25 protein-coding genes are annotated in these 24770 nt (G+C 69.6%); 1 reads left to right on the top strand and 24 read right to left on the bottom strand.

Features of this window, described 5'->3' with window-relative positions; translation table 11 throughout:
• Positions 1-52: 52 nt before the first annotated feature.
• The 11 genes from lgt to rpe all read right to left on the bottom strand — a co-directional run bounded on the left by lgt (position 53) and on the right by rpe (position 7891).
• Positions 53-1024, bottom strand: a complete 972-nt coding sequence (gene lgt / locus ABD188_RS12095; protein WP_344062428.1) for a prolipoprotein diacylglyceryl transferase — start codon at positions 1022-1024, stop codon at positions 53-55.
• 24 nt (positions 1025-1048) lie between these two features.
• Positions 1049-1843, bottom strand: coding sequence for a tryptophan synthase subunit alpha (gene trpA, locus ABD188_RS12100; RefSeq protein WP_344062431.1), 795 nt, complete (start codon positions 1841-1843; stop codon positions 1049-1051).
• Entirely contained in the window at positions 1840-3117 is a 1278-nt protein-coding gene (trpB, locus tag ABD188_RS12105) for a tryptophan synthase subunit beta (RefSeq protein ID WP_344062434.1), read from the bottom strand. The genes trpA and trpB overlap by 4 nt, the downstream gene beginning before the upstream one ends.
• Positions 3114-3890: an indole-3-glycerol phosphate synthase TrpC gene (gene trpC / locus ABD188_RS12110; protein WP_344067071.1), complete on the bottom strand. Its 777-nt coding sequence runs from the start codon at positions 3888-3890 to the stop codon at positions 3114-3116. The genes trpB and trpC overlap by 4 nt, the downstream gene beginning before the upstream one ends.
• Positions 3891-3925: 35 nt before the next feature.
• Complete coding sequence (locus ABD188_RS12115; protein ID WP_344062437.1) at positions 3926-4156, bottom strand: HGxxPAAW family protein; 231 nt, start codon at positions 4154-4156, stop codon at positions 3926-3928.
• A 43-nt stretch (positions 4157-4199) separates the two neighbouring features.
• Positions 4200-4802, bottom strand: a complete 603-nt coding sequence (locus tag ABD188_RS12120) for a Trp biosynthesis-associated membrane protein (RefSeq protein ID WP_344062440.1) — start codon at positions 4800-4802, stop codon at positions 4200-4202.
• Positions 4799-5164 carry a phosphoribosyl-AMP cyclohydrolase gene (hisI, locus tag ABD188_RS12125; protein WP_344062443.1) on the bottom strand — a complete coding sequence of 122 codons (366 nt, stop codon included), beginning with the start codon at positions 5162-5164 and terminating at the stop codon, positions 4799-4801. The genes ABD188_RS12120 and hisI overlap by 4 nt, the downstream gene beginning before the upstream one ends.
• Entirely contained in the window at positions 5161-5949 is a 789-nt protein-coding gene (hisF, locus tag ABD188_RS12130; RefSeq protein ID WP_344062446.1) for an imidazole glycerol phosphate synthase subunit HisF, read from the bottom strand. Before hisF ends, hisI begins: the two co-directional genes overlap by 4 nt.
• Positions 5949-6791 carry an ATP phosphoribosyltransferase gene (gene hisG / locus ABD188_RS12135; RefSeq protein WP_344062449.1) on the bottom strand — a complete coding sequence of 281 codons (843 nt, stop codon included), beginning with the start codon at positions 6789-6791 and terminating at the stop codon, positions 5949-5951. The genes hisF and hisG overlap by 1 nt, the downstream gene beginning before the upstream one ends.
• Before the next feature lie 46 nt (positions 6792-6837).
• Positions 6838-7101, bottom strand: a complete 264-nt coding sequence (locus ABD188_RS12140; RefSeq protein WP_344062452.1) for a phosphoribosyl-ATP diphosphatase — start codon at positions 7099-7101, stop codon at positions 6838-6840.
• 91 nt (positions 7102-7192) lie between these two features.
• On the bottom strand, positions 7193-7891 hold the full coding sequence (gene rpe, locus ABD188_RS12145; protein ID WP_344062454.1) for a ribulose-phosphate 3-epimerase: 699 nt from the start codon (positions 7889-7891) through the stop codon (positions 7193-7195).
• A gap of 20 nt (positions 7892-7911) precedes the next feature.
• Here rpe and glsA point away from each other — a divergent pair, with 20 nt between their 5' ends.
• Positions 7912-9084, top strand: a complete 1173-nt coding sequence (gene glsA, locus ABD188_RS12150; protein ID WP_344062457.1) for a glutaminase A — start codon at positions 7912-7914, stop codon at positions 9082-9084.
• A gap of 12 nt (positions 9085-9096) precedes the next feature.
• On the opposite strand, the gene ABD188_RS12155 is transcribed toward glsA, so the two are convergent.
• The 13 genes from ABD188_RS12155 to pyrR all read right to left on the bottom strand — a co-directional run bounded on the left by ABD188_RS12155 (position 9097) and on the right by pyrR (position 24762).
• Positions 9097-10467, bottom strand: a complete 1371-nt coding sequence (locus ABD188_RS12155; RefSeq protein WP_344062460.1) for an RsmB/NOP family class I SAM-dependent RNA methyltransferase — start codon at positions 10465-10467, stop codon at positions 9097-9099.
• Complete coding sequence (locus ABD188_RS12160; protein ID WP_344062463.1) at positions 10464-11387, bottom strand: methionyl-tRNA formyltransferase; 924 nt, start codon at positions 11385-11387, stop codon at positions 10464-10466. Before ABD188_RS12160 ends, ABD188_RS12155 begins: the two co-directional genes overlap by 4 nt.
• A gap of 7 nt (positions 11388-11394) precedes the next feature.
• Positions 11395-13374, bottom strand: coding sequence for a primosomal protein N' family DNA-binding protein (locus ABD188_RS12165; protein ID WP_344062466.1), 1980 nt, complete (start codon positions 13372-13374; stop codon positions 11395-11397).
• Positions 13375-13394: 20 nt separating this feature from the next.
• Complete coding sequence (gene metK, locus ABD188_RS12170; RefSeq protein WP_344062468.1) at positions 13395-14588, bottom strand: methionine adenosyltransferase; 1194 nt, start codon at positions 14586-14588, stop codon at positions 13395-13397.
• A 123-nt stretch (positions 14589-14711) separates the two neighbouring features.
• Positions 14712-14966, bottom strand: coding sequence for a DNA-directed RNA polymerase subunit omega (gene rpoZ, locus ABD188_RS12175; RefSeq protein WP_179438111.1), 255 nt, complete (start codon positions 14964-14966; stop codon positions 14712-14714).
• A gap of 66 nt (positions 14967-15032) precedes the next feature.
• On the bottom strand, positions 15033-15941 hold the full coding sequence (gene gmk, locus ABD188_RS12180; RefSeq protein WP_344062475.1) for a guanylate kinase: 909 nt from the start codon (positions 15939-15941) through the stop codon (positions 15033-15035).
• Positions 15934-16782, bottom strand: coding sequence for an orotidine-5'-phosphate decarboxylase (gene pyrF, locus ABD188_RS12185; protein ID WP_344062478.1), 849 nt, complete (start codon positions 16780-16782; stop codon positions 15934-15936). The genes gmk and pyrF overlap by 8 nt, the downstream gene beginning before the upstream one ends.
• The gene (gene carB / locus ABD188_RS12190; protein ID WP_344062481.1) at positions 16779-20066 is read right to left on the bottom strand and encodes a carbamoyl-phosphate synthase large subunit; all 3288 of its coding nucleotides are present in this window, start codon (positions 20064-20066) and stop codon (positions 16779-16781) included. Before carB ends, pyrF begins: the two co-directional genes overlap by 4 nt.
• Positions 20066-21310 carry a glutamine-hydrolyzing carbamoyl-phosphate synthase small subunit gene (carA, locus tag ABD188_RS12195; RefSeq protein WP_344062484.1) on the bottom strand — a complete coding sequence of 415 codons (1245 nt, stop codon included), beginning with the start codon at positions 21308-21310 and terminating at the stop codon, positions 20066-20068. Before carA ends, carB begins: the two co-directional genes overlap by 1 nt.
• Positions 21307-21816, bottom strand: coding sequence for a PH-like domain-containing protein (locus tag ABD188_RS12200; RefSeq protein WP_344062486.1), 510 nt, complete (start codon positions 21814-21816; stop codon positions 21307-21309). Before ABD188_RS12200 ends, carA begins: the two co-directional genes overlap by 4 nt.
• Positions 21813-23123, bottom strand: coding sequence for a dihydroorotase (locus ABD188_RS12205; RefSeq protein WP_344062489.1), 1311 nt, complete (start codon positions 23121-23123; stop codon positions 21813-21815). The genes ABD188_RS12200 and ABD188_RS12205 overlap by 4 nt, the downstream gene beginning before the upstream one ends.
• A complete protein-coding gene (locus tag ABD188_RS12210; protein WP_344062492.1) occupies positions 23120-24106 on the bottom strand; it encodes an aspartate carbamoyltransferase catalytic subunit in 987 nt (328 codons plus the stop codon). Before ABD188_RS12210 ends, ABD188_RS12205 begins: the two co-directional genes overlap by 4 nt.
• Complete coding sequence (gene pyrR, locus ABD188_RS12215) at positions 24103-24762, bottom strand: bifunctional pyr operon transcriptional regulator/uracil phosphoribosyltransferase PyrR (RefSeq protein WP_344067074.1); 660 nt, start codon at positions 24760-24762, stop codon at positions 24103-24105. The genes ABD188_RS12210 and pyrR overlap by 4 nt, the downstream gene beginning before the upstream one ends.
• Between the last annotated feature and the right edge of the window lie 8 nt (positions 24763-24770).

Raw genomic sequence — 24770 nt, forward strand, 5'->3', positions numbered from 1 at the left:
TGATGCTCAAGATGGGACGACGTCGGCCCGTGCTCCGGGGGCGGAGCCTGCGTTACTTCGTGACGGCTGTGCTTGTGGCGGTGTCCGCGATCGTTTCCGACGTCGGGGGGTCGCTGACGTCGACGAACTCGTCGGTGTTCTGCGATTGTACAGCGCCTTGCGGCCTCCACTCGCGGCCCGGCACATAAGGCGAAGGCTCGAATCCGGGATGACGTCGCTTCTGCACGTAGAAGAGCACGACGCCGAGGATCACGCCGAAGATCGCGGCCCAGACGTTCGTGCGAAGGCCGAAGATGATCTCGCTCTGGTCGATGCGGATGGACTCCCAGACGATGCGGCCGGCGCTGTACCAGACGAGGTAGAGCGCGAACACCCGGCCCCACTGCAGGCGGAATCGGCGGCCTGCCCACAGCAGGACCAGCACTCCCAGGGTGTTCCAGATCACCTCGTACAGGAAGGTGGGGTGGAAGAGCGTTCCCGGCTCGAGGCCCGGGGGGAACGCCGGGTTGTCGCTGTCGATCTCGAGCCCCCAGGGCAGGTCGGTCGGCAGGCCGAAGAGCTCCTGGTTGAACCAGTTGCCGAAGCGTCCGATCGCCTGCGCGAGCAGCAGCCCGGGGGCGAGCGCGTCGGCGAACGTCCAGAAGCGGATGCCGGTCCACTTGCACCCGAGCCAGGCGCCGATCGCGCCGCCGATGAGCGATCCGTAGATCGCGATGCCGCCCTCCCAGATGAAGAGCGCCGACCAAGGGACGGCGCCCGGGCCGAAGTAGAAGTCCCAGTGGGTCACCACATGGTAGATGCGCGCACCGATGATCGCGAGGGGCACGGCGAGCAGGGCGATGTCGATGACGACCCACGGCTCGGCACCGCGCTTGGTGAGCCGGCGGTTCGTCATCAGCGTGGCGACGATGATGCCCGTGATGATGCACAGCGCGTAGATGTGGATGCGCAGGGGTCCGATGTCGAAGTAACTGATCGACGGGCTCGGGATGCTGGCGACGACACTCGCGGCGGTGGAAAGCATGAGTGCGAGTCTAACGAGCTTGGTTCAGTTCACCTGCGCGCGCGTGCCTGCGGCCAGCGCGCGTGCGACATCGCGGAGACCGTCGATGCCGCCGTCCCGCAGCGCTCGCACGAGGGCGGTGCCGACGATGGCGCCGTCTGCGTACTCGAGGACCCCGGCGACCTGCGCGGCGTTCGAGATGCCGATCCCGACGCAGGCATGCGCGGCACCATGGGCACGGAGACGCGCGACCAGCGTGCGGGCTGCGGCATCCAGCTGCGCCCGCTCCCCCGTGATGCCCATGGTCGAAACGGTGTAGATGAAGCCCGTCGACTCACGGACGATGAGCTCGAGCCGCTCATCGGTGGAGGTGGGCGCCGCGAGGAAGACCCGGTCGAGCCCGGTACGCGTGCTGGCCGCGATCCACTCCGCCGCGGCATCCGGGGTGATGTCGGGTGTGATGAGTCCCGCTCCGCCCGCAGCGAGCAGGTCATCGGCATAGCGGTCCACGCCGTACTGCATCACAGGGTTCCAATACGTCATCACGAGCACCGGAACATCGACGCGGCGGGTGATCTCCCGCACCGCGGTGAATGTGTCGCGCAGCCGGAAGCCCCCGGCGAGAGCCGCCTGGGTTGCCTCCTGGATGACGGTGCCGTCCATCACGGGGTCGGAGTACGGCGGACCGAGTTCGAGGATGTCGGCGCCGCTCTCGGCGAGCGCGACAGCGGCGTCGATGCTGGCCTGCAGGTCGGGGAACCCGAGGGGCAGGTAGCCGACGAAGGCGCCGCGGCCTTCGGTCCGGGCAGCGTCGATGGCTGCCGCGACTCGGGAGGTCATAGCTCGATGCCCTCGCCCGACGCCGCGTCGACGGCCGCCGGCGCGGCGACGTTCTCGGGGACGAGCTGAGGCTCATGCTCGGCGTCGTACAGGTCGAAGTAGCGGGCTGCCGTGTCCATGTCCTTGTCGCCCCGGCCCGAGAGGCACACCGCGAGGATCGCGTCGGGGCCGAGTTCGCGTCCGATCCGCAGGGCGCCGGCAAGTGCATGCGCCGATTCGATCGCGGGGATGATTCCCTCGGTCTTCGACAGCAGCCGCAGGGCCTGCATGGCCTCGTCATCGGTCGCCGGGATGTACTCGGCGCGTCCGATCGACGCGAGCCACGAATGCTCCGGCCCGACGCCCGGGTAGTCCAGCCCCGCCGAGATCGAATGCGACTCGACCGTCTGGCCGTCCTCATCCTGCAGCACATAGGTCTTGGCACCGTGCAGGATGCCCAGCCGGCCACGCTCGATGGATGCGGCATGCCGCGGCGTGTCCACGCCGTCGCCGGCCGCTTCGACACCGAAGAGCTTGACGCCCTCGTCGTCGAGGAAGGCGTCGAACATGCCGATCGCGTTGGACCCGCCGCCCACGCACGCGATGACCGCGTCGGGCAGTCGCCCGGTCTCGAGCAGCAGCTGCTCACGGGCCTCTTCGCTGATGATCTTCTGGAAGTCGCGGACCATCGCCGGGAACGGGTGGGGTCCGGCTGCCGTCCCGAAGATGTAGTTCGTCGTCTCGACGCTCGCGACCCAGTCGCGGTAGGCGTCGTTGATGGCGTCCTTGAGAGTGCGCGAGCCGGTCTTCACAGGCACCACCTCGGCGCCGAGCAGTCGCATGCGTGCGACGTTGAGCGCCTGTCGCTCGGTGTCGACCTCGCCCATGTAGATCGTGCACTCGAAGCCGAACAGGGCCGCCGCGGTCGCGGTTGCGACACCGTGCTGCCCCGCACCGGTCTCAGCGATCACGCGGGTCTTGCCCAGCCGCTGGGTGAGCAGTGCCTGACCCAGCACGTTGTTGATCTTGTGCGAGCCGGTGTGGTTGAGGTCTTCGCGCTTGAGGAACACCCGGGCTCCGCCGGCGTGCTCGGCGAAGCGGGCGACCTCGGTGATAGGCGATGGCCTCCCCGCGTACGAGTTCAGGAGCCTGGTGAACTCGGCCGCGAACGCGGGGTCGGCCTTCGCCGCCTCGTACTCCGCCGTGAGCTCGTCGATCGCGGCGATGAGCGATTCGGGCATGTAGCGCCCGCCGAACTCGCCGAAGAAGGGGCCGGATGCCGCGCGCAGACTCACGAGCCGGCCTCCAGGAACGCGCTCAGCGTGGCGATCGGGTCGTTTGTCACGAGGGCCTCCCCCACGAGCACGGCGTCGGCACCGGACGCGCGGTAATGCGTCACGTCGGCCGGGACCAGCACCGCGGACTCGGCGATCTTCACAGTGCCCGCGGGGATCCGCTCGACCAGGCGGCCGAAGAGGTCGCGGTCGAGGTCGAACGTCGAGAGGTCTCGAGCGTTCACGCCGATGACGCGCGCCCCGACAGCAGCGGCACGATCGATCTCCTCAGCGGAATGCGCCTCGACGAGCGGTGTCATGCCGAGATCGAGCGCGAGCGAATGAAGGCGTTCCAGCACATCCTGCTCGAGGGCGGCGACGATGAGCAGGACGAGGTCCGCTCCGGCCGCACGGGCCTCGAACACCTGGTACTCGTTCGCGATGAAGTCCTTGCGCAGCACCGGAAGGCCGACGGCTGCCTTGACGGCGACGAGGTCGGACAGGCTGCCCTTGAAGCGGCGACCCTCGGTCAGGACCGAGATGACGGCCGCCCCGCCCTGCTCGTACAGCCGGGCCTGGTGAGCAGGATCGGGGATCGCGGCCAAGTCGCCGCGCGAGGGACTCGCACGCTTGACTTCGGCGATGATCCTGACCCGGTCGGCCGGTGCCAGCGCAGCAAGCGCGGCCAGCGCTGGCGGCTGCGCGAGGGCTGCCGCCTCGACGGCCGCAAGCGGCTGCTCGGAAGCCCGGGCGTCGGCATCCTCAACCGCGCCGGCCGTGAGGTCGGCGAGCATGCTTCGACTCACTGGCGTTCGCTCAGCACGAGTGCTCAATGGTCTTTCGGCGCGTACTTCGGACCGTTCGCGCCGTAGCCGGCCTTGGACATGCCCCATCCGACGAGCGCACCGATGAGGACGATGCCGGCCGAGATCCATACCACCACGGGCATGTCGAGGAAGAAGAAGAATGTGCCGATGGCGACCCCGACGAGCATGATGATGACGGCCGTCCAGGCTGCGGGCGAATGTCCGTGTCCGGGATCGCCGATGGGGTTGCTCATGGATCTCCTCCAGGGGTGCGCGGGGGCGAGGTCAGTCTAGCGGTCAGGCCGTCGGATCCTCGCCACGCGAGAGGTCATCCCACGAGTCGATCGCGTCGTGTGGGCGCGAACCGGCGGTCGCCGACGCGCCGGAAGCCACCGGCGCGTCCGTTCGATACCGTCGTCCGCTCCCCCGCCACCGGTGTGCCGTCGCGAGCACGAACACGCCGGCGGCGACCAGCGCGATCCACCCGACGAGCGCGACGAAAGGCCATGCTGTCGCGTCGACCTGCGCGATGAGATCACCGACAGCGCCTTCGCCGGTGATGCCGGTCGCGTCGGTCACGCTGCTTGCGACGGCCGATGTCGGACGCGTGATCGCCACCGATGCGGTGAGCCACGCGAGCAGCGCCGCGATCGCCACGGTGAGCGCGCCGAAGAGGTAGCGCAGCACGAGTCCCGCGATGGAGAGGGCACCGCCGAGTGCGAGAACGGCGAGACTCAGCGGCGCGAGGACCGGGATCGCCGCCGCACCGGGCACCTCGAGAGTGTGCGCCGCTGCGCCGCCGAGCACGACCGTGAGCCAGGTCTGCGTCGACGAGATGATGCCGACCGCGCCCGTGGCGAGAACGACCACGACGGCGAGCAGCCGTGCGCGTCGCGTCATGCCGGTGCCTCGGGGCCCCGGATCGGGTCGAGGTCGTCGGCGTCGAAGCACGTGTGCGTGCCGGTGTGACACGCCGGTCCGACCTGTTCGACCTCGACCAGCACGGCATCGCCGTCGCAGTCGAGGCGAGCTCCGCGCACGAGCTGGATGTTGCCGGACGTGTCGCCTTTGCGCCAATACTCCTGGCGCGATCGCGACCAGAAGGTCACCCTGCCCTCGGTGAGAGTGCGGCGGAGGGCCTCGGCATCCATCCAGCCCAGCATGAGCACCTCGCTCGTGTCCCACTGCTGGATGATCGCCGCGACCAGTCCGTCGGGGTTGAACGCGACGCGTGCGATGCGCTCGTCGATCGTTTCGCTCACGTCGCCACCTCGCGCACCGCGATTCCTTCCGCCATCATGGCCGCCTTCACGTCGCCAACCGTGAGCTGACCGGAGTGGAAGACGGATGCCGCCAGCACTGCGTCGGCGCCGGCGGCGATCGCGGGACCGAAGTCCTCAGCCTTTCCCGCTCCGCCCGACGCGATCACCGGCACGCTCGAGATCTCGCGCATGAGCGCGACGAGCTCGAGGTCGAAGCCCTCTCGCGTGCCGTCGGCGTCGATCGAATTGACCAGCAGCTCACCGGCACCGCGCTCGATGGCCTGACGAGCCCACCCCAGGGCGTCGAGGGCGGTCTCGGTGCGGCCGCCGTGTGTCGTGACGACGAAACCGGACGGGATGAGGTCGCTCGGTCCCGTCGTGGCTCGTTTGACGTCGAGCGACAGCACGAGCACCTGGGCGCCGAATCGGTCGGCGATCTCGTCCACCAGGTTCGGGCGCGCGATCGCGGCGGAGTTGACCCCGATCTTGTCGGCGCCGACCGCGAGCAGGCGGGCGACGTCCTCGGTGGTGCGAACCCCGCCGCCCACCGTCAGCGGGATGAAGACCGCTTCCGCCGTTCGCCGCACGACGTCGTAGGTCGTCGACCGCTCGTCGACGGTCGCCGTCACATCGAGGAACGTGATCTCGTCGGCACCCTGGGCGAAGTATTCACGGGCCAGCTCGACGGGATCGCCCATGTCACGCAGGTTCTCGAAGTTCACGCCCTTGACGACGCGCCCGCCGGCGACGTCGAGGCATGGGATGACGCGGCAGACCAGGGACATCAGAGCCTCGCTGCGTGGATCTCGGTGACCAGGATGGCGCGCGCGCCGATCGCGTAAAGGGCATCCATCACCTGGTTGACGCCCTTGCGCGGGCTCATGACGCGCACCGCGACCCACTCCGGGTCGCGCAGCGGCGAGATCGTCGGCGACTCGATGCCCGGTGCCAGGGCGACCGCCTCGTCGATCAACTTCGCCGGAAGGTCGTAATCGATCAGCACGTACCGGCGTGCCACCATGACGCCGCGCAGCCGTCGCAGCAGTGTCTGCGTGCCATCCACCTCATCGGGTGCTCCGATGAGCACGGCCTCGGACTGGAGGATCACCGGCCCGAAGATCTCGAGCCCGGCCTGCTTGAGCGTCGTCCCCGTCGAGACCACGTCCGCGACGGCATCCGCCACCCCCAAGCGCACGGCGGATTCGACCGCGCCGTCGAGGGGCACGAGATCCACGGCGACACCCCGCTCGTCGAGGAAGCCGTCGACGAGTCCGGGGTACGAAGTCGCGACGCGCGCCCCTTCCAGATCCTCGATCGCCGTGAAGCGGCCGGGAGGACCCGCGAAGCGGAACGTCGAGTCGCCGAAGCCGAGGGGCTCGATCTCGCGCGCGCCCGGCATCCGTGCATCGAAGAGCAGGTCGCGGCCGGTGATGCCGACGTCGAGTGCACCCGAGCCCACGTAGGTCGCGATGTCCTTGGGACGCAGGTAGAAGAACTCCACCTCGTTCTGCGGATCGATGACGTGGAGGTCCTTCGGATCGCGACGGCCGGTGTAACCGGCCTCATGCAGCATCTCGGAGGCGGTGTCGGCGAGGGATCCCTTGTTGGGCACGGCGATTCGCAGCATGGGTGCGGAGCTTTCCGGGTGGTGGTGGCGGATGTCGGACGCAGTCTCAGAGATGTCGGTAGACATCCTCGGGCGTGAGCCCCTTCGCGAGCATCAGCACCTGCAGGTGGTAGAGAAGCTGCGAGATCTCTTCGGCCGCGGCATCCGTCGACTCGTACTCGGCCGCCATCCACACCTCGGCGGCCTCTTCGACGATCTTCTTGCCGATCGCGTGGACTCCGGCGTCGAGCTGCGCGACCGTCCCCGATCCCTCGGGGCGCTCGACCGCTTTGGCGGCGAGCTCGGCGAACAGCGCGTCGAACGTCTTCACCTAGCCAGGGTATCCAACGAGCGGACGCCACGGCTCCGCGTGACGTCGGGGTCGCGTGGGTGAGGATCAGTGGGCGAGGAGCATCGACGGCTCAGTGTCTGTGCGCAGCCCTCGACGCCGTCGCGCGCAGGGCGGTGATCGCGGCATCCGGATCCCCCGCGCCGAAGACCGCCGAGCCCGCGACGAACGTGTCTGCACCGGCCTCGGCCGCCTGCGCGATCGTGGACTCGCCGATTCCGCCGTCCACCTGGAGCCAGACCGCCGACCCTCGGCGTCGGGCCTCGTCGGCGAGTCGGCGGAGCTTGGGCATCGTCTCGGGCATGAATGACTGACCGCCGAAGCCCGGCTCCACCGTCATGACCAGAATCTGATCGACTTCGTCGAGCAGGTCGAACAGGCCCTCGACGGCGGTGGCGGGCTTGACGGCGATCCCGGCTCGCGCTCCGATCGCCCGCAGGCGCCGCGCCAGCGTCACCGGCTCGGTGGCGGCCTCGAGGTGGAATGTGACCGACGCTGCGCCGAGCTCGGCGTACTCAGGTGCCCACCTGCCGGGATCGTCGATCATGAGGTGCACGTCGAGCGGGACCGGACTCGTCGCCTGGATGCGTCCGACCATCTGGGGTCCGAATGTCAGGTTCGGCACGAAGTGGTTGTCCATGACGTCGACGTGGACGAAGTCCGCCGTCGAGATCCGGGCGAGGTCCGCCTGCATGTTCACGAAGTCGGCGGCGAGGATGCTCGGATTGATCCGGATGCCGCCGGGGCGGCTGTTCTCGTCGAGCGGGGGCACGCGTCCATTATGGTCGAGCCGTGGACCCGATCACCGCGCTGCTGGACGACGTACTCGAAGAGATGCGCGGGCTGGAGAGCGGTGAGCCCGCCGCGTACATCCCCGAACTGGCTGACGCCGACGTCGACACGCTCGCTTTTGCGGCGGTCGGACCGCGGGGACGCGTGCGGGCCGTGGGCGACGCCGACACCGAATTCACGATCCAGTCCATATCTAAGCCGTTCGTGCTCGCTCTCGCGCTCGCCGAGCGCGGCCGCGAGTCGGTGCTTCAGAAGGTCGGCGTCGAACCGAGCGGCGAGCCGTTCAACGCGATCAGCCTCGAACCGGGCACCGGACGGCCCGCGAACCCGATGGTGAACGCCGGCGCGATCGCCACGACGGCGCTCATCGTTGGAGACGATGTCGACACCAAGACCGGCCGTATCGTCGAGATGCTCTCGGCCTTCGCGGGACGCTCGCTGTGGGTCGACGAGTCGGTGTACGCATCGGAGTCGGCCACCGGTGACCGCAATCGCGCGCTCGCGCATCTGCTCCGCTCGCACGGAGTGATCACCGGATCGGTCGACACCGTCGTCGAGTCGTACTTCCGGCAGTGCTCGCTGGTGGTCACGGTGCGCGATCTCGCCGTGATGGCCGCGACGCTCGCATTCGGCGGCAGGAACCCCGTCACCGGAGTCCGCGTCGTCGAAGAGGCGGTCGCTCGCGACGTGCTCTCGATCATGACAAGTTGCGGCATGTACGACTTCTCGGGCGAGTGGCTGCTGCGCGTCGGGCTTCCCGCCAAGAGCGGGGTGAGCGGAGGACTGCTGGCGGTGGCGCCCTCGCAGTTCGGCGTAGCGGCGTTCAGCCCGCGATTGGACCAGCACGGCAACAGCGTGCGCGGGATCGCCGTCGTCGAGACTTTCGCCGAGCGATTCGGGATGCATCTGCTCGAGCCGCACGAGAGCGTCGCGGTACCGGCGGTGCGGGTGGAGACGACGGAGTCGGGTCGGGTGCTGCATCTGGGTGGTGAGCTCGGATTCGCGGGCTCGGAGCGCGTCGTCGCGGTGCTCAGGGAACTCGCCGAAGCCCTGCCCACCGAGGCGGTCGTGACAGTGGACGCGCGAGAGCTGGCGCGCGCTCATCCCGCCGCGATGATCGCGCTCAGAGCGGAGTTCGAGACGATGCCCTCGCGGTTCCGCCTGCAGGAGTGACGCCGGAGAATCTCAGACGCGACGCAGCAGCGAGATCGACATGGCGTCGGTGTTGTGTCGATGCGGCCACAGCTGCGCGCGACCCGAGCCGTCGGACTGCGGCGGCAGGGCGAGGTCGGCCGACGCGATCTCGGTGACGACGGAGCGGGCGTCGAGCTCCTCCAGCGCCTCCCCCCACTCGCGGCGCGCCTCGGCCATCACTCCGGCGGTCTCGCCGAGGTGGGGCGAACAGGTGATGTAGGCGACGATCCCGCCGGGTTTCAGGGCGCCGATCGCCGACGAGAGCAGTTCACCCTGCAGCTGCGTGAGCTCGGGGAGATCGGCGGGCGACTTGCGCCATCGGGCCTCGGGCCGCCGGCGGAGGGCGCCGAGACCCGTGCAGGGCGCGTCCACCAGGATGCGGTCGTACGTTTCGGGTGATTCGTCCGCGCGCGCGCGTCCGTCCTGCTCCGAGACGTGAACATCGAGCGGAACCCCGGTGAGGGCCTGTCGCACCAGCCCCGCGCGCGCGGGAGAGATCTCGTTCGCCTCGAGCTGCGCGCCGTGGTTCAGCGCCTCGGCGGCGAGCACCGCCGTCTTGCCTCCGGGGCCGGCGCAGAGATCCAGCCAGCGCTCACCCTCGGCGATCGGCATGGCCCGACTCAGGGCCAGCGCGGCGAGCTGCGACCCCTCGTCCTGTACGCGGAGTCGCCCGCCGGACTCGCGGATCGTGGCTTCGGGGTCACCGCCGCCGAGGCGGAAGCCCAGGGGCGAGTACGGCGTGCGGCGCGCGTCATCCGGCACCTCCGCCAACCCCGGCAGCGCGATCATCGTGACGCGCGGGGCCGCGTTGTCGGCCGTAAGCAGGGCCTCGAGCTCGTCGGTGCGTCCCTCGGCGGCGAGAGCCCGCCGGAAGGCGCGCACGACCCACACCGGGTGCGAGAACAGCAGCCCGAGACGCTCGTCGTCGGACCTCGCGCTCTCGGCCACCCGGGTCATCCAGTCGCCAGGGGTGTCGCGCGACACGCGTCGGAGCACCGCATTGACGAAGCCGGCTGCCCCTCGGCCGACGGCGACCCGCGCGAGCTCGACCGACTCGTTGACGGCTGCGTGGGATGCGACGCGTGTCGACAGCAGCTGATGGACGCCGAGGCGGAGCGCATCGAGCACGCCGGGGTCGATCTCGGATGCCGGCCGATCGGCCGCGATCGCGATCACGGCATCGTACGTGCCCTGGCGCCGCAGTGTGCCGTACGTCAGCTCGGTGGCGAGCGCGGCATCCGCGGTGTCGAGCCCGCCCCGCTCGATCGACTTCGGCAGCAGCAGGTTCGCGTAGGCGTCCGACTCGTGGACGGCGCGCAGGGTCTCGTAGGCGATGCGTCGCGAATCGCTCGCGCCGCTCACGATTCCGCCACCACGGTGTCGGCACGGACGCCGCGCCACCAGTCCGCGGCATTCATCGGGCCCTTGCCGGCGGGCTGGACGCGGTCGAGTGCGACGGGTGAGGTCGCGGTGCCGATCAGCACCGCACCGGCGTGAGAAAAGAGGGTGCCGGAGGGGAGGGCCGGCGCGTCGGCGGGGGCAGGACCTGCGGCGAGCAGTTTGACGCGCGTGCCGTTCACCGTGGTGTGGGCGCCGGGCTCGGGCGTGACACCCCGGATGCGGCCGAGCACCGCGCCGACCGGCTCGCCCCAGCGCACGCGTCCGTCGTCGTCCGAGAGCTTGGGCGCATATGTCGCCTCGCCGTGCTGGGGTCGCGCCACGGCGGTGCCATCGGCGATCGCGTCGACCACGTCGGCGAGGAGTGCGGCGCCGATGTCGGCGAGTGCGGACAGCACGTCGCCGGCCGTGTCGCCGCTCGCGGGTCGATGCTCGACCTCGCCGTAGACGTCACCGGCGTCGAGCTCGGGGACGAGCTGGAACACGCTCGCGCCGACCACGTCATCACCCGCGATCAGGGAGTGCTGCACCGGCGCCGCCCCCCGCCAGCGGGGCAGCAGCGAGAAGTGCAGATTGATCCAGCCGTGCGGCGGCGCCGACAGGAGGGGTTCCCGCACCAGACCGCCGTAGGCGACGATGACTCCGAGGTCGGGCGCGAGCGCCGCGATCCGCTCCGTGGCCTCGGCATCCAGCCGGTCGGCGCGGATGACCGGCAGCCCCAGTTCGTCCGCCGTTGCGGCCACCGGCGACGGGGTCAGCACCCGCTTGCGGCCGAGCGGCGCATCGCGGCGCGTGACGACCGCTGCGATGCCGTGTGTCGACGCCGCGAGCCGTCGGAGCGACGGCACGGCGGGCGCCGGCGTGCCGGCGAAGACGAGGCGCATGGAGTCCTTAAAGATCGAGGTCGGGCACGTCGACCCGAACTCTGAGTGTATTGCGCGGCCCGGTCGGCCGCCCTTTCGCCCGCCTGGTCTTGAGCGCCTGACGGACGACCGAGGCGCGCAGGCTTTCGGTGACCTTTGCACCGAGCGCGTAATCGAATCGCACGAGCGCGCGGACCGTTCCTTCGCGATCGACCGGGCCGAGCACCGCGGCGTCGTCGAGCTCGGTCACCGCATTTCGCAGTGCGTCGAGCGCGGTCGACACGGTGCGCGCGTCGCCCTCGAGCGCGGCGACCCGCACCGTCGGCGGCATCCGCAGCGGCGCGCGATCTGCGAGCTCGGCCCGCGCGTAGGCCGGCTGCGTCCAGGTGGCGAGAGCGCGCGCGACCGGTCCGGCGACGCCGACCAGGTGCACGGGTGCACCCGGTGCCGCCAACGCCGCGGCGTTCGACCACCACCGCAGACAGGATTCACCGATCCGCAGGTCGTCTCCCAGCAGCATCCGGTCGCCATCGAGCAGGATGACGGCACGGTACCCGCCCGCGGCGATGGGCTCGGCACCACGGGTGGCGACGACGAGCGCGGGTCGCGCATCCACGTGCGACATCGGATGTGCACCGTCGGCGATGATGACACGCGTGCCGGGAAACGCGCGACCCAGTTCGTCGGCCGTGCGCTCGCTGCCCGCCGACGCCATGCGCAGGCGGGTCGACGAGCAGTTCGGGCAGGTCCAGGCGGGTGCGGCCCGTCCGCACCAGCCGCATTCGGGAGTCGCGCCCTGGCTCGTGGCATGCAGCGGGCCGCCGCAGTGGAGGCAGCGGGCCGGATGCCGGCACTCGGCGCACACGAGCACGGGAGCGTAACCAGGGCGGGCGACCTGCACGAGCACGGGCCCATCGGCCAGCGCAGTGCGGGCGGCGGCGAAGGCCGCGGAGGGCACGCGGGCGCCTCGCGACTCGCCCTCGCGTGTGGCGCTGAGCACGACGCGCGGACTCGATCGTCGAGCTGTCGAGATCTCACGCACCCATCCGACAGCGACGAGACGCTCGACGTCGGTCGTGCGCGTGTGGCCTGCGAAGACCAGCGCGGTGTGGTCGAGCTCCTGGCGCAGCAGCGCCGCGTCACGCGCGTGGACTCCGGGACTGAGCGGCTCGGCGAGAAGGGGGTCTCCGTCATCCCACAGCGCGATGAGCCCTGGTTCGTGAACGGGCGCGTAGACCGCGGAGCGGTTGCCGATCACGATGCATGGGACGGGCGTCAGCATCCGGAGGAAGGCGGCGTAGCGCACCGGCGAGCTCTGCTGCGAGTCGTCGCGGACGATCGCTTCGGCGGCGACTCGTCCGGCGAGCACCGCCTCGAGCTGCGCGCGGTCGCGGTGATCGGGCACGATGATGATGGCCGATCGGCCGCCCGCGAGCGAGTGCACTGCGGCCGCGGCCAGCACGACCGCCCAGGCTCCGGCCTCGCCGCCGTCCGGGAGCCGGACAGTCGAAGGCGGCGCATCGAGGGCCAGTCGGTCGCCGCGCGAGACCGCCTCGCCGAGACCCGTGAAGGGCGCGAGGGATGCCGCGGCCCAGGCGCGCGCGGCGTCGTGGACCTCGGGCGTGGTCACGGGCGGTGACGCGAGCCACGCCTTCTCGGCACGCACCATGCGCTTCGGGATGGCGAGGCGCAGGATGTCGCTCGCCGATCCCGCCGCACGGTCCGCGGCTCGCCGCGCGAGCGCGTAGAGCCCGGGAGTGAGCACCGGCACCGCCGAGACGACGGCGTCGATCTCGGAGAGCGGCCGGTCCGAGGAGTCGGGCTCGCCGACGTCGACGATGAAGCCCTCCACCATGCGACCGGCACTGCGCAACGGCACCTTCACGCGCACACCGGGCAGCGCTTCGGCTGTGAACGCGTCGGGGACGGCGTAGTCGAAGAGCCGGTCCAGCTGCGGCAGCGGCGAATCGATCAGTACACGAGCGACACGGGGTCTCGGGTCGGACATCCGCGCTCAGCGGCTCCGAGTCACAGCCCGGCGGCCGCGCGCAGCTCGTCGACCCGGTCGGTGCGCTCCCATGTGAAGTCCGGCAGCTCCCTGCCGAAGTGGCCGTACACCGCCGTGAGCGCGTAGATCGGCCGCAGCAGATCGAGCTGATCGATGATCGCCTTGGGACGAAGGTCGAAAACCTCGAGGATCGCCCGCGTGATGACCTCGTCGGAGACCCGCCCGGTGCCGAAGGTCTCGACGTACAGGCCGACGGGCTTCGCCTTGCCGATGGCGTAGGCGACCTGCACTTCGAGTCGGTCGGCGAGTCCCGCCGCGACAGCGTTCTTCGCGACCCAGCGCATCGCGTACGCCGCCGAGCGGTCGACCTTCGACGGGTCTTTGCCGCTGAATGCGCCACCACCGTGACGCGCCGCGCCGCCGTAGGTGTCGATGATGATCTTGCGCCCGGTCAGTCCCGCATCGCCCTTGGGACCACCCGTGACGAATGGCCCGGCAGGGTTGATGTAGAACCTCACGTCGGGCAGCTCGAGGCCGGTCGCCTCGAGCACCGGATCGATGACCTCGGCGCGAACCGCGGCGCGTAGGGCCTTCGGCGAGATGTCGGGATGGTGCTGTGTGGACAGCACGACGGATTCGACGGTCTTCGGCACGGCGCCGTCGTAGCCGAGTGTGACCTGGGTCTTGCCGTCGGGTCGCAGGAACGGGAGCGCGCCGGAGCGGCGGACCTCGGCGAGCCGCTCCGCCATGCGGTGCGCCGTCCAGATGGCCATCGGCATGAGCTGCGGGGTCTCGGTCGTGGCGTAGCCGAACATGATTCCCTGGTCGCCCGCGCCCTGCTCATCGCGGGGATCGGTCGAGCCGTCTTCACGGCGCTCGAAGGCCTGGTCGACGCCGGCCGCGATGTCGGAGGACTGGGCGCCGATCGACACGCTCACGCCGCACGAGTCGCCGTCGAAGCCGGTGTCGCTCGACGTGTAGCCGATGCGGTTGACGACGCGTCGCACGATCGCGGGGATCTCGACGTACGCCGATGTCGACACCTCGCCCGCAACGTGCACGAGGCCTGTGGTGACGAGCGTCTCGACGGCGACTCGGCCCCGCGGATCGGCCTCGAGGATCGCATCGAGGATGCTGTCCGAGATCTGATCGCAGATCTTGTCGGGGTGCCCCTCGGTGACGGACTCGGACGTGAACAGACGCAACTCGGTCATCGAGGCTCCCGGGTGAAGACGGAGGCGAGTGAGGGACGGCACCAGTATGCCGGGAGAGAACGACACCGCCGGACCCGCGCCTTGCGGCGTCGGGGCTCGGCGGTGTCGGCGTCCCAGCGGGAGTTACTCGACGTGGCGCAGGCGCAGCTTGTCTTCGTGGATCTCGTGCAGTGCGATCGTGAGGGGCTTGTCCTCGACGGTGGAGTCGACGAGCGGACCCACGTTGTCGAACAGGTTGCCCTCGTGCAGATCCGAGTAGTAGTCGTTGATCTGGCGCGCGCGGCGGGCCGCGAAGATCACGAGCTGGTACTTGGAATCCACCTTCTCGAGCAGTGAGTCGATGGGGGGCTCGATGATTCCCTGGTTCGTTCCGGCCATGGCGAAACCTCCTGATTCGGCGACGGATGTCGCGGGAAGATGATGGGCGACGAGCGCGCGCAAGTGTCAGAGCGCGGGCGCCCTCACCAATTCTACGACCTCTTGCGCCGCCGAGGCGACGTCCTCGTTCACGACACGGAAGTCGAACTCGTTCTGAGAGGCCAATTCGACCTTCGCGGTACGCAGTCGGCGGGCTCGTTCGTCAGGCCCTTCGGTCCCTCTGCCGACGAGTCGGTGGACGAGTTCGTCCCAGCTGGGCGGCAGCAGGAAGACGAGCGTCGCGGACGGTTCGGCAGCTCTCACCTGGCGCGCGCCCTGCAGGTCGATCTCGAGCAGCACCGTGCTCCCGGCAGACAGCGCGTCGATGATCGGGCGTCGCGGCGTGCCGTAGCGGTACTGGTTGTGCACGGTCGCGTGCTCGAGCAGCTCGCCGTCCGCGATGAGCCGGTCGAACTCGGCGTCGTCGACGAAGAAGTAGTGCTCGCCCTCGGTCTCCCCCGGGCGCGCCGGGCGAGTGGTCGCAGACACCGAGAGGTGGATCTCGGGGTTTCGAGCCTTGATCTCGGCGGCGACCGTGCCCTTGCCGACCGCCGTCGGCCCGGCGAGCACGACGAGTCGGCTGCGCCCGCCGCGCGGCCCCTGTTCGGGCCACCGCTCGTCGAGGAACTCCTGCAGCGAACGGCGCTGCCTCGCCCCGAGCCCGCCGAGCTTCTTGACCGGTGAGATCGCGAGCTCATGCAGGATGCGGTCGCGTTTGCCCTCGCCGACGGCAGGGATGCTCGTGAGGAACTCGGTGACGCGCATCGCGCCGGCGGGCGACTCCGGGTCGGCCAGCGCACGGCGCAGCAGCGTCTGCGGTGAGATGACCCTCATCGCGACGTCCTTCTTGAGCGACGCGCGTTCGCGACGTGCTGCGACAGCTCGTCGGGACGCGGCGATACGGTCGACCTCGGGTGGGGTCCGGTGTTCAGCCACGGGTACTACGGTATTCGCTCACGCGGGCCTCGATTGCCGCGTCCAGTGCGTGCGGACCTGCATTGAGCAGACTCCGACTCTCGCCGGCGATGACGCAGGGGGCCATCTCTCCGAATCGCCGGACGAGATCGGCGGGCTGAGCGCCCTGATATCCGAAGCCCGGCCCGAGGATCGGGGCTCGCGGTGAGAACGGGCGGATGCCGGCCTCGGCCCAGTCGACGGTGGCGCCGATCACGAATCCGAGACTCGCCCAATCGCCGTCGGGGGTGGTGTTGTCGTTGCGCTGCGACACCTCCGCGATGATGCCGGCCGACACCGTCGCTCCGGCGGTGCCGATTGCGCGCTGCCCGGCGAGGGCTTCGGAGTTGCTCGTCGCCGCGAGGACGAACACGCCCTTGCCCGAGCGCTCGGCCGCGCGGAACGTGTCGTCGAGGGTCCCGATGCCCAGGAAAGGGTTCACCGTCAGGGCGTCCGCTTCCAGTGGCGAGCCGGGCGTCAGCCACGCCTGGCCGTAGGCATCCATCGTGGAGCCGATGTCGCCGCGCTTGGCGTCGGCGATCACGATGAGGCCCGCCGCTCGCGCGACCGCCATGACCTCTTCCAACGCGGCGAATCCGGCCGATCCCCACCGCTCGAAGAACGACACCTGGGGCTTCACCATCCCCACGCGGTCGGCCGCGGCGTCGACCACCCGCAGGCCGAACTCGCGGACGCCGGCGGCGGACGCATCCAGTCCCCATGCCTCCAGCAGGCTCGCGTGCGGGTCGATTCCCACGCACAACGGTCCGAACCGGTCGAGGGCGGCCCTCACGCGCTCACCGAACGACGCGGCCGAGCTCATGAGCGTGCTCCGCGATCGAGGGCGTACTCCTGCAGACTCCTGACCCGGAACCCCTCGCGCAGCACCGGCAGTGCGCTCACCGCAGCGCCGAGGACCGCCATGGTGGTGAAGAGGGCCTTGTCGGCAGCAACGGCGGCGGCTCGGATCTCGTAGCCGTCCGCGCGCGCCATCCCACCGCTCGGCGTGTTCACGACGATGTCGATCTCGCCCGCGTTGATCAGGTCGACGATGTTCGTCTCGCCCGACTCCTGCGTGGCAGAGAACTTGTTGACGACCTCGACCGTGATTCCGTTGCGGGCCAGTATCTCGGCCGTGCCCTCGGTCGCCACGAGTCGGAAGCCGAGCTCCTGCAGGCGGTGCGCAGGCAGGATGACGGCCCGCTTGTCGCTGTCCGCGACCGAGATGAAGACAGTGCCGGTGAGCGGCATGCCGCCGTACGCGGCCTCCTGGCTCTTCGCGAACGCCGTCGGGAAGTCGCGGTCGATGCCCATCACCTCTCCTGTGGAGCGCATCTCGGGTCCGAGCACCGAGTCCACGATGAGCCCTTCCTTGGTGCGGAAGCGCTTGAAGGGCAGCACGGCCTCCTTCACGGCGACCGGGGCATCCAGCGGCACCCGGGAGCCGTCCGACGGCGGCAGCAGTCCCTCCCGCTTGAGCTCGTCGATCGTTGTTCCGACCATGATGCGCGAAGCGGCCTTCGCGAGCGGGATGCCGAGCGCCTTCGAGACGAACGGCACGGTGCGGCTCGCGCGCGGGTTCGCCTCGATCACGTAGAGCACCCCGGCGCTGATCGCGAACTGCACGTTCAGCAGCCCGCGCACGCCGACCCCCTCTGCGATCGCCAGAGTGGCGTCGCGCACGCGGTCGATGTCGCTGCGTCCGAGGCTGACCGGCGGAAGCGTGCAGCTCGAGTCGCCGGAATGGATGCCGGCCTCTTCGAGGTGCTCCATCACCCCGCCGATGTAGAGTTCGTCGCCGTCGTAGAGAGCGTCGACGTCGATCTCGATCGCGTCGTCGAGGAAGCGATCCACGAGCAGCGGCTTGCCCGGCTCGACGATCACCTCCCCGGCGGTGCGGACGAAGTAGTCGCGAAGGCTCGGCGAGTCGTAGACGATCTCCATGCCGCGGCCGCCGAGGACGAAGCTCGGGCGCACCAGGACCGGGTAGCCGATGTCCTCGGCGATCACGACGGCGCCGTCGACGTCCACCGCCGTGCCGTGCCTCGGGGCGAGCAGACCTGCGGCATCGAGGATGTCGCTGAACAGCTGGCGCTCCTCGGCGAGGTCGATCGCCTCGGGGCTCGTTCCCAGGATGTTGTAGCCGGCATCCTGGATGCCCTTCGCGAGCCCGAGTGGCGTCTGCCCGCCGAGCTGGCAGATCACGCCGAGGATCTCGCCGGACTGCGCCTCGGCGTGCAGCACCTCCAGGACGTCCTCGAGCGTCAGCGGTTCGAAGTAGAGCCGGTCGCTCGTGTCGTAGTCGGTGGAGACCGTCTCGGGGTTGCAGTTGACCATCACGGTCTCGTACCCCGCATCCGACAATGCGAACGACGCATGCACGCACGAGTAGTCGAACTCGACGCCCTGGCCGATGCGGTTCGGGCCTGAGCCGATGATGACGACCTTGGTGCGCTCCGATGGCTCGACCTCGGTCTCGAAGTCGTAGCTCGAGTAGTGGTAGGGCGTGAGCGCGGGGAACTCCCCCGCACAGGTGTCCACGGTCTTGTACACCGGGCGAAGCCCGAGTCCATGACGGATGCCGCGCACCTCGGTCTCGGAGATGCGCCGAAGCTGTGCGATCTGCGCGTCGCTGAAGCCGTGCTCCTTCGCGACGCGGATGGTCGCGGCATCCAGCTCGTCCGCACCCGCGACGTGATCGGCGACTTCGTTGATGAGCACGATCTGGTCGAGGAACCAGGGATCGATGCCGGTGGCGCGGTACAGCTCGTCGACGGTGGCGCCGCTGCGCAGCGCCTGCTGCACGACCACGATGCGGCCATCGGTCGGGCGTGACGCGATCTCGAGCAGTTCGGAGGTGGTGCGGGACTCCACCCCCCAGTGGAAGCTCGAGCCGCGCTTCTCCAGCGAGCGGAGCGCCTTCTGCAGTGCGGTCGCGTAGTTGCGGCCGATCGCCATGGCCTCGCCGACCGACTTCATGGTCGTGGTCAGCGTCGTGTCGGCGGCGGGGAACTTCTCGAAGTTGAACCGGGGCACCTTGACGACGACGTAGTCCAGGGTCGGCTCGAAGCTGGCCGGGGTGACCTTCGTGATGTCGTTCGGGATCTCGTCGAGGCGGTACCCGATCGCGAGCTTCGCGGCGATCTTCGCGATCGGGAAGCCGGTGGCCTTCGACGCGAGCGCGGACGACCGCGACACACGCGGGTTCATCTCGATGACGATGATGCGACCGGTCGCGGGATCGACGGCGAACTGGATGTTGCACCCGCCGGTGTCGACGCCGACGGCGCGGATGATGTCGATGCCGATGTCGCGGAGCTTCTGGTACTCGCGGTCGGTCAGTGTCAATGCGGGCGCCACGGTGATCGAATCGCCCGTATGCACGCCGACGGGGTCGACGTTCTCGATCGAGCAGACCACGACGGTGTTGTCGGCGGTGTCGCGCATGAGCTCGAGCTCGTACTCCTTCCACCCGAGGATGGACTCCTCGAGCAGCACCTCGTGCGTGGGCGAGTCGTGCAGGCCGGCGCCGGCGATGCGGCGGAGGTCCGTCTCGTCGAAGGCGAAACCCGAGCCGAGACCGCCCATGGTGAACGACGGGCGCACGACGAGCGGGTAGCCGAGCTCTGCGGCGGCGGCCAGGCACTCGTCCATCGAATGCGCGATCCGGCTGTCGGCGACATCCGCCCCCGCATCGAGCACGAGCTGCTTGAAGATCTGGCGATCCTCGCCCTTGTTGATGGCCTCGAAGCTCGCGCCGATCAGCTCGACGTCGTACTTCTGCAGGATGCCGTGGTTGTGCAGGTCGATCGCCGCGTTCAGCGCGGTCTGGCCGCCCAGCGTCGGCAGGATCGCGTCCGGCTTCTCCTTGGCGATGATCGTCTCGATGACCTGCCACGAGATCGGCTCGATGTAGGTCGCGTCCGCGAAGTCCGGATCGGTCATGATCGTCGCCGGGTTGCTGTTGACGAGGATGACGCGCACGCCCTCTTCGCGAAGCACACGGCACGCCTGGGTTCCGGAGTAGTCGAACTCGCAGGCCTGGCCGATCACGATCGGCCCGGAGCCGATGACGAGAACGGACTTGATGTCGTCGCGCTTGGGCATCAGTTGGTGTCTCCGTGTCCCGAATCATCCGCTTCGTGTCCCGATTCCGCCCGGTCTGGCGGCTCCGAAGCGGGCGATTCAGGGACATGGTCGGTGGGAGTGGCGGCGCGGGTCGCGAGCACGAGGTCCCGGAAGCGGTCGAAGAGGTAGTTGGCGTCATGCGGGCCGGCTGCGGCTTCGGGGTGGTACTGCACCGAGAAGGCGGGGATGTCGAGGGCCCGGAGCCCCTCCACCACGCTGTCGTTGAGCCCGACGTGGCTCACCTCGACGCGGCCATAGCCGTTGGGGCTGTCGAACTCGCCCTCGAGCGGAGCCTCCACGGCGAACCCGTGGTTGTGCGCCGTGATCTCCACACGCCCGGTCGTCTTGTCGAGCACCGGCTGATTGATGCCCCGGTGGCCGAAGGGAAGCTTGTACGTGCCGAGGCCCAGTGCACGTCCGAGCAGCTGGTTGCCGAAGCAGATGCCGAAGAACGGCAGACCGTCATCGAGCACGCTGCGCAGCAGCTCGACGTGATCACCCGAGGCCGCCGGGTCACCGGGGCCGTTGGAGTAGAACACCGCGACCGGGTCGATCGCACGGATGTCGTCGATCGTGACGTCCTGCGGCAGGACGTGCACGTCGAAGCCGCGAGCTGCGAGGTTCACGATCGTCGCCTGCTTCACCCCGAGGTCGAGCACCGCGAGGTTGCCGATCCGCTCCGAGGTCGCCGGTGTGACCTCGGCCGTGGCGACCGAGACGGCCGCCGACAGGTTGAGGCCCGCCATCTCGGGCGCACCGCGCACGAGACGCAGCTGCTCGTCCTCCGCGAGGGCTGCGGCCTCCCCCGAGAACACTCCCCCGCGCATGCTGCCGGCCGAGCGGATGTGGCGCGTGACCGCTCGCGTGTCGATACCGCTGATGCCGACCACCCCGTCGCTCTCGAGCGCGTCGTCGAGGGACTCGTCGGCACGCCAGTTCGACACGATGCGCGAAGGATCGCGGACGATGTACCCCGACACCCAGATGCGGCGCGACTCGGTGTCTTCGCCGTTCATGCCGGTGTTGCCGATGTGCGGAGCGGTCTGCAGCACGATCTGCCCGGCATACGAGGGATCGGTGAGGGTCTCCTGGTAACCGGTCATCCCGGTCGCGAAGACCACTTCGCCGAGGGTCGTGCCGCGCGCGCCATAGGCGTGCCCGACGTGGCGGGTGCCGTCCTCGAGCACGAGGACGGCGGGGTCGGCGTGGAACAGCGCGGTCATGCGTCGCTTCCCGTCTGGGTAGGGATCAGGATGCCGGCCATGGCATCGGCGAGAGCCTTGGCCGAGACATCCTGGGGTCGGAAGTAGGAGTCGACGACCGTCTGGGCGTCGGTTCGCCAGGTCACACGTGTCAGGCCGCCGGCCTCGACGACACGGTCGATGACCACGGTCGACTGACCGACGTCCACGATCCGGTCGGCGGTCAGCACGATGCGTGGCTGCCCGGTCAGATCGATCGCGATCCCGGCGTCGGAGACCGTGATGCCGGCGCGGCTGCGGAAGGCGAGACCAGGCGCGGCGATCCGCTCGAGGGGCAGCTCGTGCTTCGTGGTCGCGACGTAGAGGGTCTCGAAGGTCGCGATGACCGATGCGGCCGCGGGCAGCTCGGTCGGGTGCACGAGGGCGCCCGCGTCGCGCTTCGTGTGCCGCCGCCACGCCCAGGCGATGACGCCGATCAGCACCACGGCGGCCGCGATCATGACCGCGAGAGCACCCTGCTGGGTCATGCGCGCACCCCCGGAGAGTCGAGCAGGGTGCCGTCGGCGACCGTGGGGACGCCGTGGTGCAGCGTCCAGCGCACCTCTCCCGGGAGTTCCCGACCGAGGTAGGGCGAGTTCACGCTGCGTCCCCGAAGGTCTCCGGTCGTGAACGCTCGGACGGGCTCGGGGTCGTAGAAGGTGAGGGATGCCGGCTGTCCCTCGGTGAGCGGCGTGCCGTGGCTCGTCAGCCGCCCGATGCGCGCGGGCTCGCGCGACATCACCCGTGCGACATCGCCCCAGGTCATCAGGCCGGTGTCGACCATCGCCGACTGCACCACGCGCAGCGCGCTCTCGAGACCGACCATGCCGTTCGCCGCGGCGTGCCACTCGCACGACTTCGCCTCGGCAGGATGCGGCGCGTGGTCGGTGGCGACGATGTCGATCGTGCCGTCCGCGAGTCCCTCGCGCACCGCGAGCACGTCCTCGTCGCGGCGGAGCGGCGGGTTGACCTTGAAGCGCGCGTCGTAGCCCCGCGCGAGCTCGTCGGTGAGCAGCAGGTGGTGCGGGGTGACCTCGGCGGTCACGTCGACCCCGCGCCGCTTCGCCCATCGGATGATCTCGACCGATCCGGCCGTCGACAGGTGGCACACATGGAGGCGGGAGCCGACGTGCTCGGCGAGCAGCACGTCTCGCGCGATGATCGACTCCTCGGCGACGGCAGGCCAGCCGGCGAGACCGAGCTCTGCCGAGACGGCGCCCTCGTTCATCTGCGCGCCTTCGGTGAGGCGCGGGTCCTGCGCGTGCTGGGCGATCACGCCGTCGAACGCCTTCACGTACTCCAGCGCTCGCCGCATGATCAGCGGATCCCACACGCAGAAGCCGTCGTCGCTGAAGACCCGCACGCGGGCCCGAGAGTCGGCCATCGCACCGAGCTCGGCGAGGCGCTCGCCCTTCTGTCCTACGGTCACGGCGCCGATGGGCTGCACCGTGACGAAGCCCGCGGCCTCGCCGAGGGCGAGCTCCTGCTCGACGACGCCCGCTGTGTCGGCCACGGGCGACGTGTTGGGCATCGCGAAGACCGCCGAATATCCTCCGGCGGCGGCTGCGCGAGATCCGGTCAGGATGGTCTCGGATGCCTCGTACCCGGGCTCGCGCAGGTGGGTGTGCAGGTCGACGAGGCCGGGTAGCACGACCAGCCCGGCGGCATCGACGACCGTTGCGCCGGCGCGGCTGAGGCCGTGGCCGACATCTGCGATCAGACCGTCTGCGACGATGACGTCGGCGGGCGTGGAGCCTTCGAGCCGTGCCCCGCGGAAGAGGAGAACCTCGCTCATCGGACGTCCTTCCCCTGGGTGCGCACCGTCGTGTGCTCGTTCGGCTCCGCGCCTGCCAGCAGCAGGTAGAGCGCTGCCATGCGCACCGAGACGCCGTTCGCGACCTGCTCGAGCACCGTCGAGCGGGCCGAGTCCGCGGCCTCGGCCGAGATCTCGAGGCCCCGGTTCATGGGTCCCGGATGCATGACCATGCTATCGGCCCCGAGTGCGGCGAGCCGTCGCGCATCGAGCCCCCAGCGCCGGGAATACTCCCGTTCAGTCGGGAAATACGCGGCGCCCATCCGCTCGAGCTGAATGCGCAGCATCATCAGCGCGTCGGGGCCCTCGGCGATGGCCTCGTCCAGGTCGTAATGCACCTGCACCGGCCACGCTGAGATGTCGTGAGGGATCAGCGTGGGCGGGGCGACGAGTGTCACCCGGGCGCCCAGCGTATCGAGCAGCCACACGTTCGACCTGGCGACGCGAGAGTGGAGGATGTCGCCCACGATCGTCACGGTCAGTCCGGCGAGATCGCGCCCGCGACTGTCGGCTCCGAAGCTCCGCTTGCGGATCGTGTAGGCGTCGAGCAGTGCCTGGGTGGGATGCTCGTGCGTGCCGTCGCCGGCATTCACCACGCCGGCCGTGATCCATCCGCTCGTGGCGAGCGTGCGCGGAGCGCCGGACGCACCGTGACGGATGACGACGGCATCCGCCCCCATCGCCTGCAGCGTCTGCGCGGTGTCCTGCAGGGACTCGCCCTTCGAGACGCTCGAGCCCTTGGCCGAGAAGTTGATCACATCGGCGCTCAACCGCTTGGCGGCGGCCTCGAACGAGATGCGGGTGCGGGTCGAATCCTCGAAGAACAGGTTCACGACGGTCTTGCCCCGCAGCGTCGGCAGCTTCTTCACCTCACGCTGCTGCGTGTCGGCCATGTCTTCCGCGACGTCGAGGATGCGGAGCGCATCCTCGCGGCTGAGAGTCTTCGTGTCGAGCAGATGCCTCATGATTCGATCGTCACCTCATCGATGCCGTCGACATCGGCGAGTCGCACGTTGACGCGCTCGTCCGGGGCGCTCGGCAGGTTCTTGCCCACGAAGTCGGGCCGGATCGGCAGTTCGCGGTGTCCGCGGTCGACGAGTGTGGCCAGACGCACGGCGGCCGGGCGACCGATGTCCTGCAGTGCATCGAGGGCTGAGCGGATGCTGCGCCCGGAGTACAGCACATCGTCCACGAGGACGACGACCTTGCCGTCGATTCCGCCCGCGGGGATCTGCGTCGGCTGGGGCGTCCTGGTCGGCTTCCGACGCAGGTCGTCGCGGTACATCGTGACGTCCAGTGCTCCGACCGGAACACTCGCTCCTGCGAACTCGGCGATGAGGGCGGCGATGCGGTGCGCGAGAGCGACACCTCGGGTCGGGATGCCGAGAAGCACGAGGCCCTCGGGACCCTTGTTGGACTCGAGGATCTCGTGGGAGATCCGAGTCAGGGCCCGGGCGATGTCCGCTTCGTGAAGCACGGTGCGCGTGCTCATCTGCGCTCCCTTCTCCGCCTCACAGGACGGGGTTAAAGGTTGCTGTGGTGATTCGAGTCTAGTCGTTCCCGTCCGCGCCATATGCCGAGGCGATCGACGATTGACACCTAGCGTCACTAGGCCTAGCATCACTAGGT

Origin of the sequence: Microbacterium pumilum (assembly GCF_039530225.1) — a bacterium.
GTDB classification, from domain to species: Bacteria; Actinomycetota; Actinomycetes; order Actinomycetales; family Microbacteriaceae; genus Microbacterium; species Microbacterium pumilum.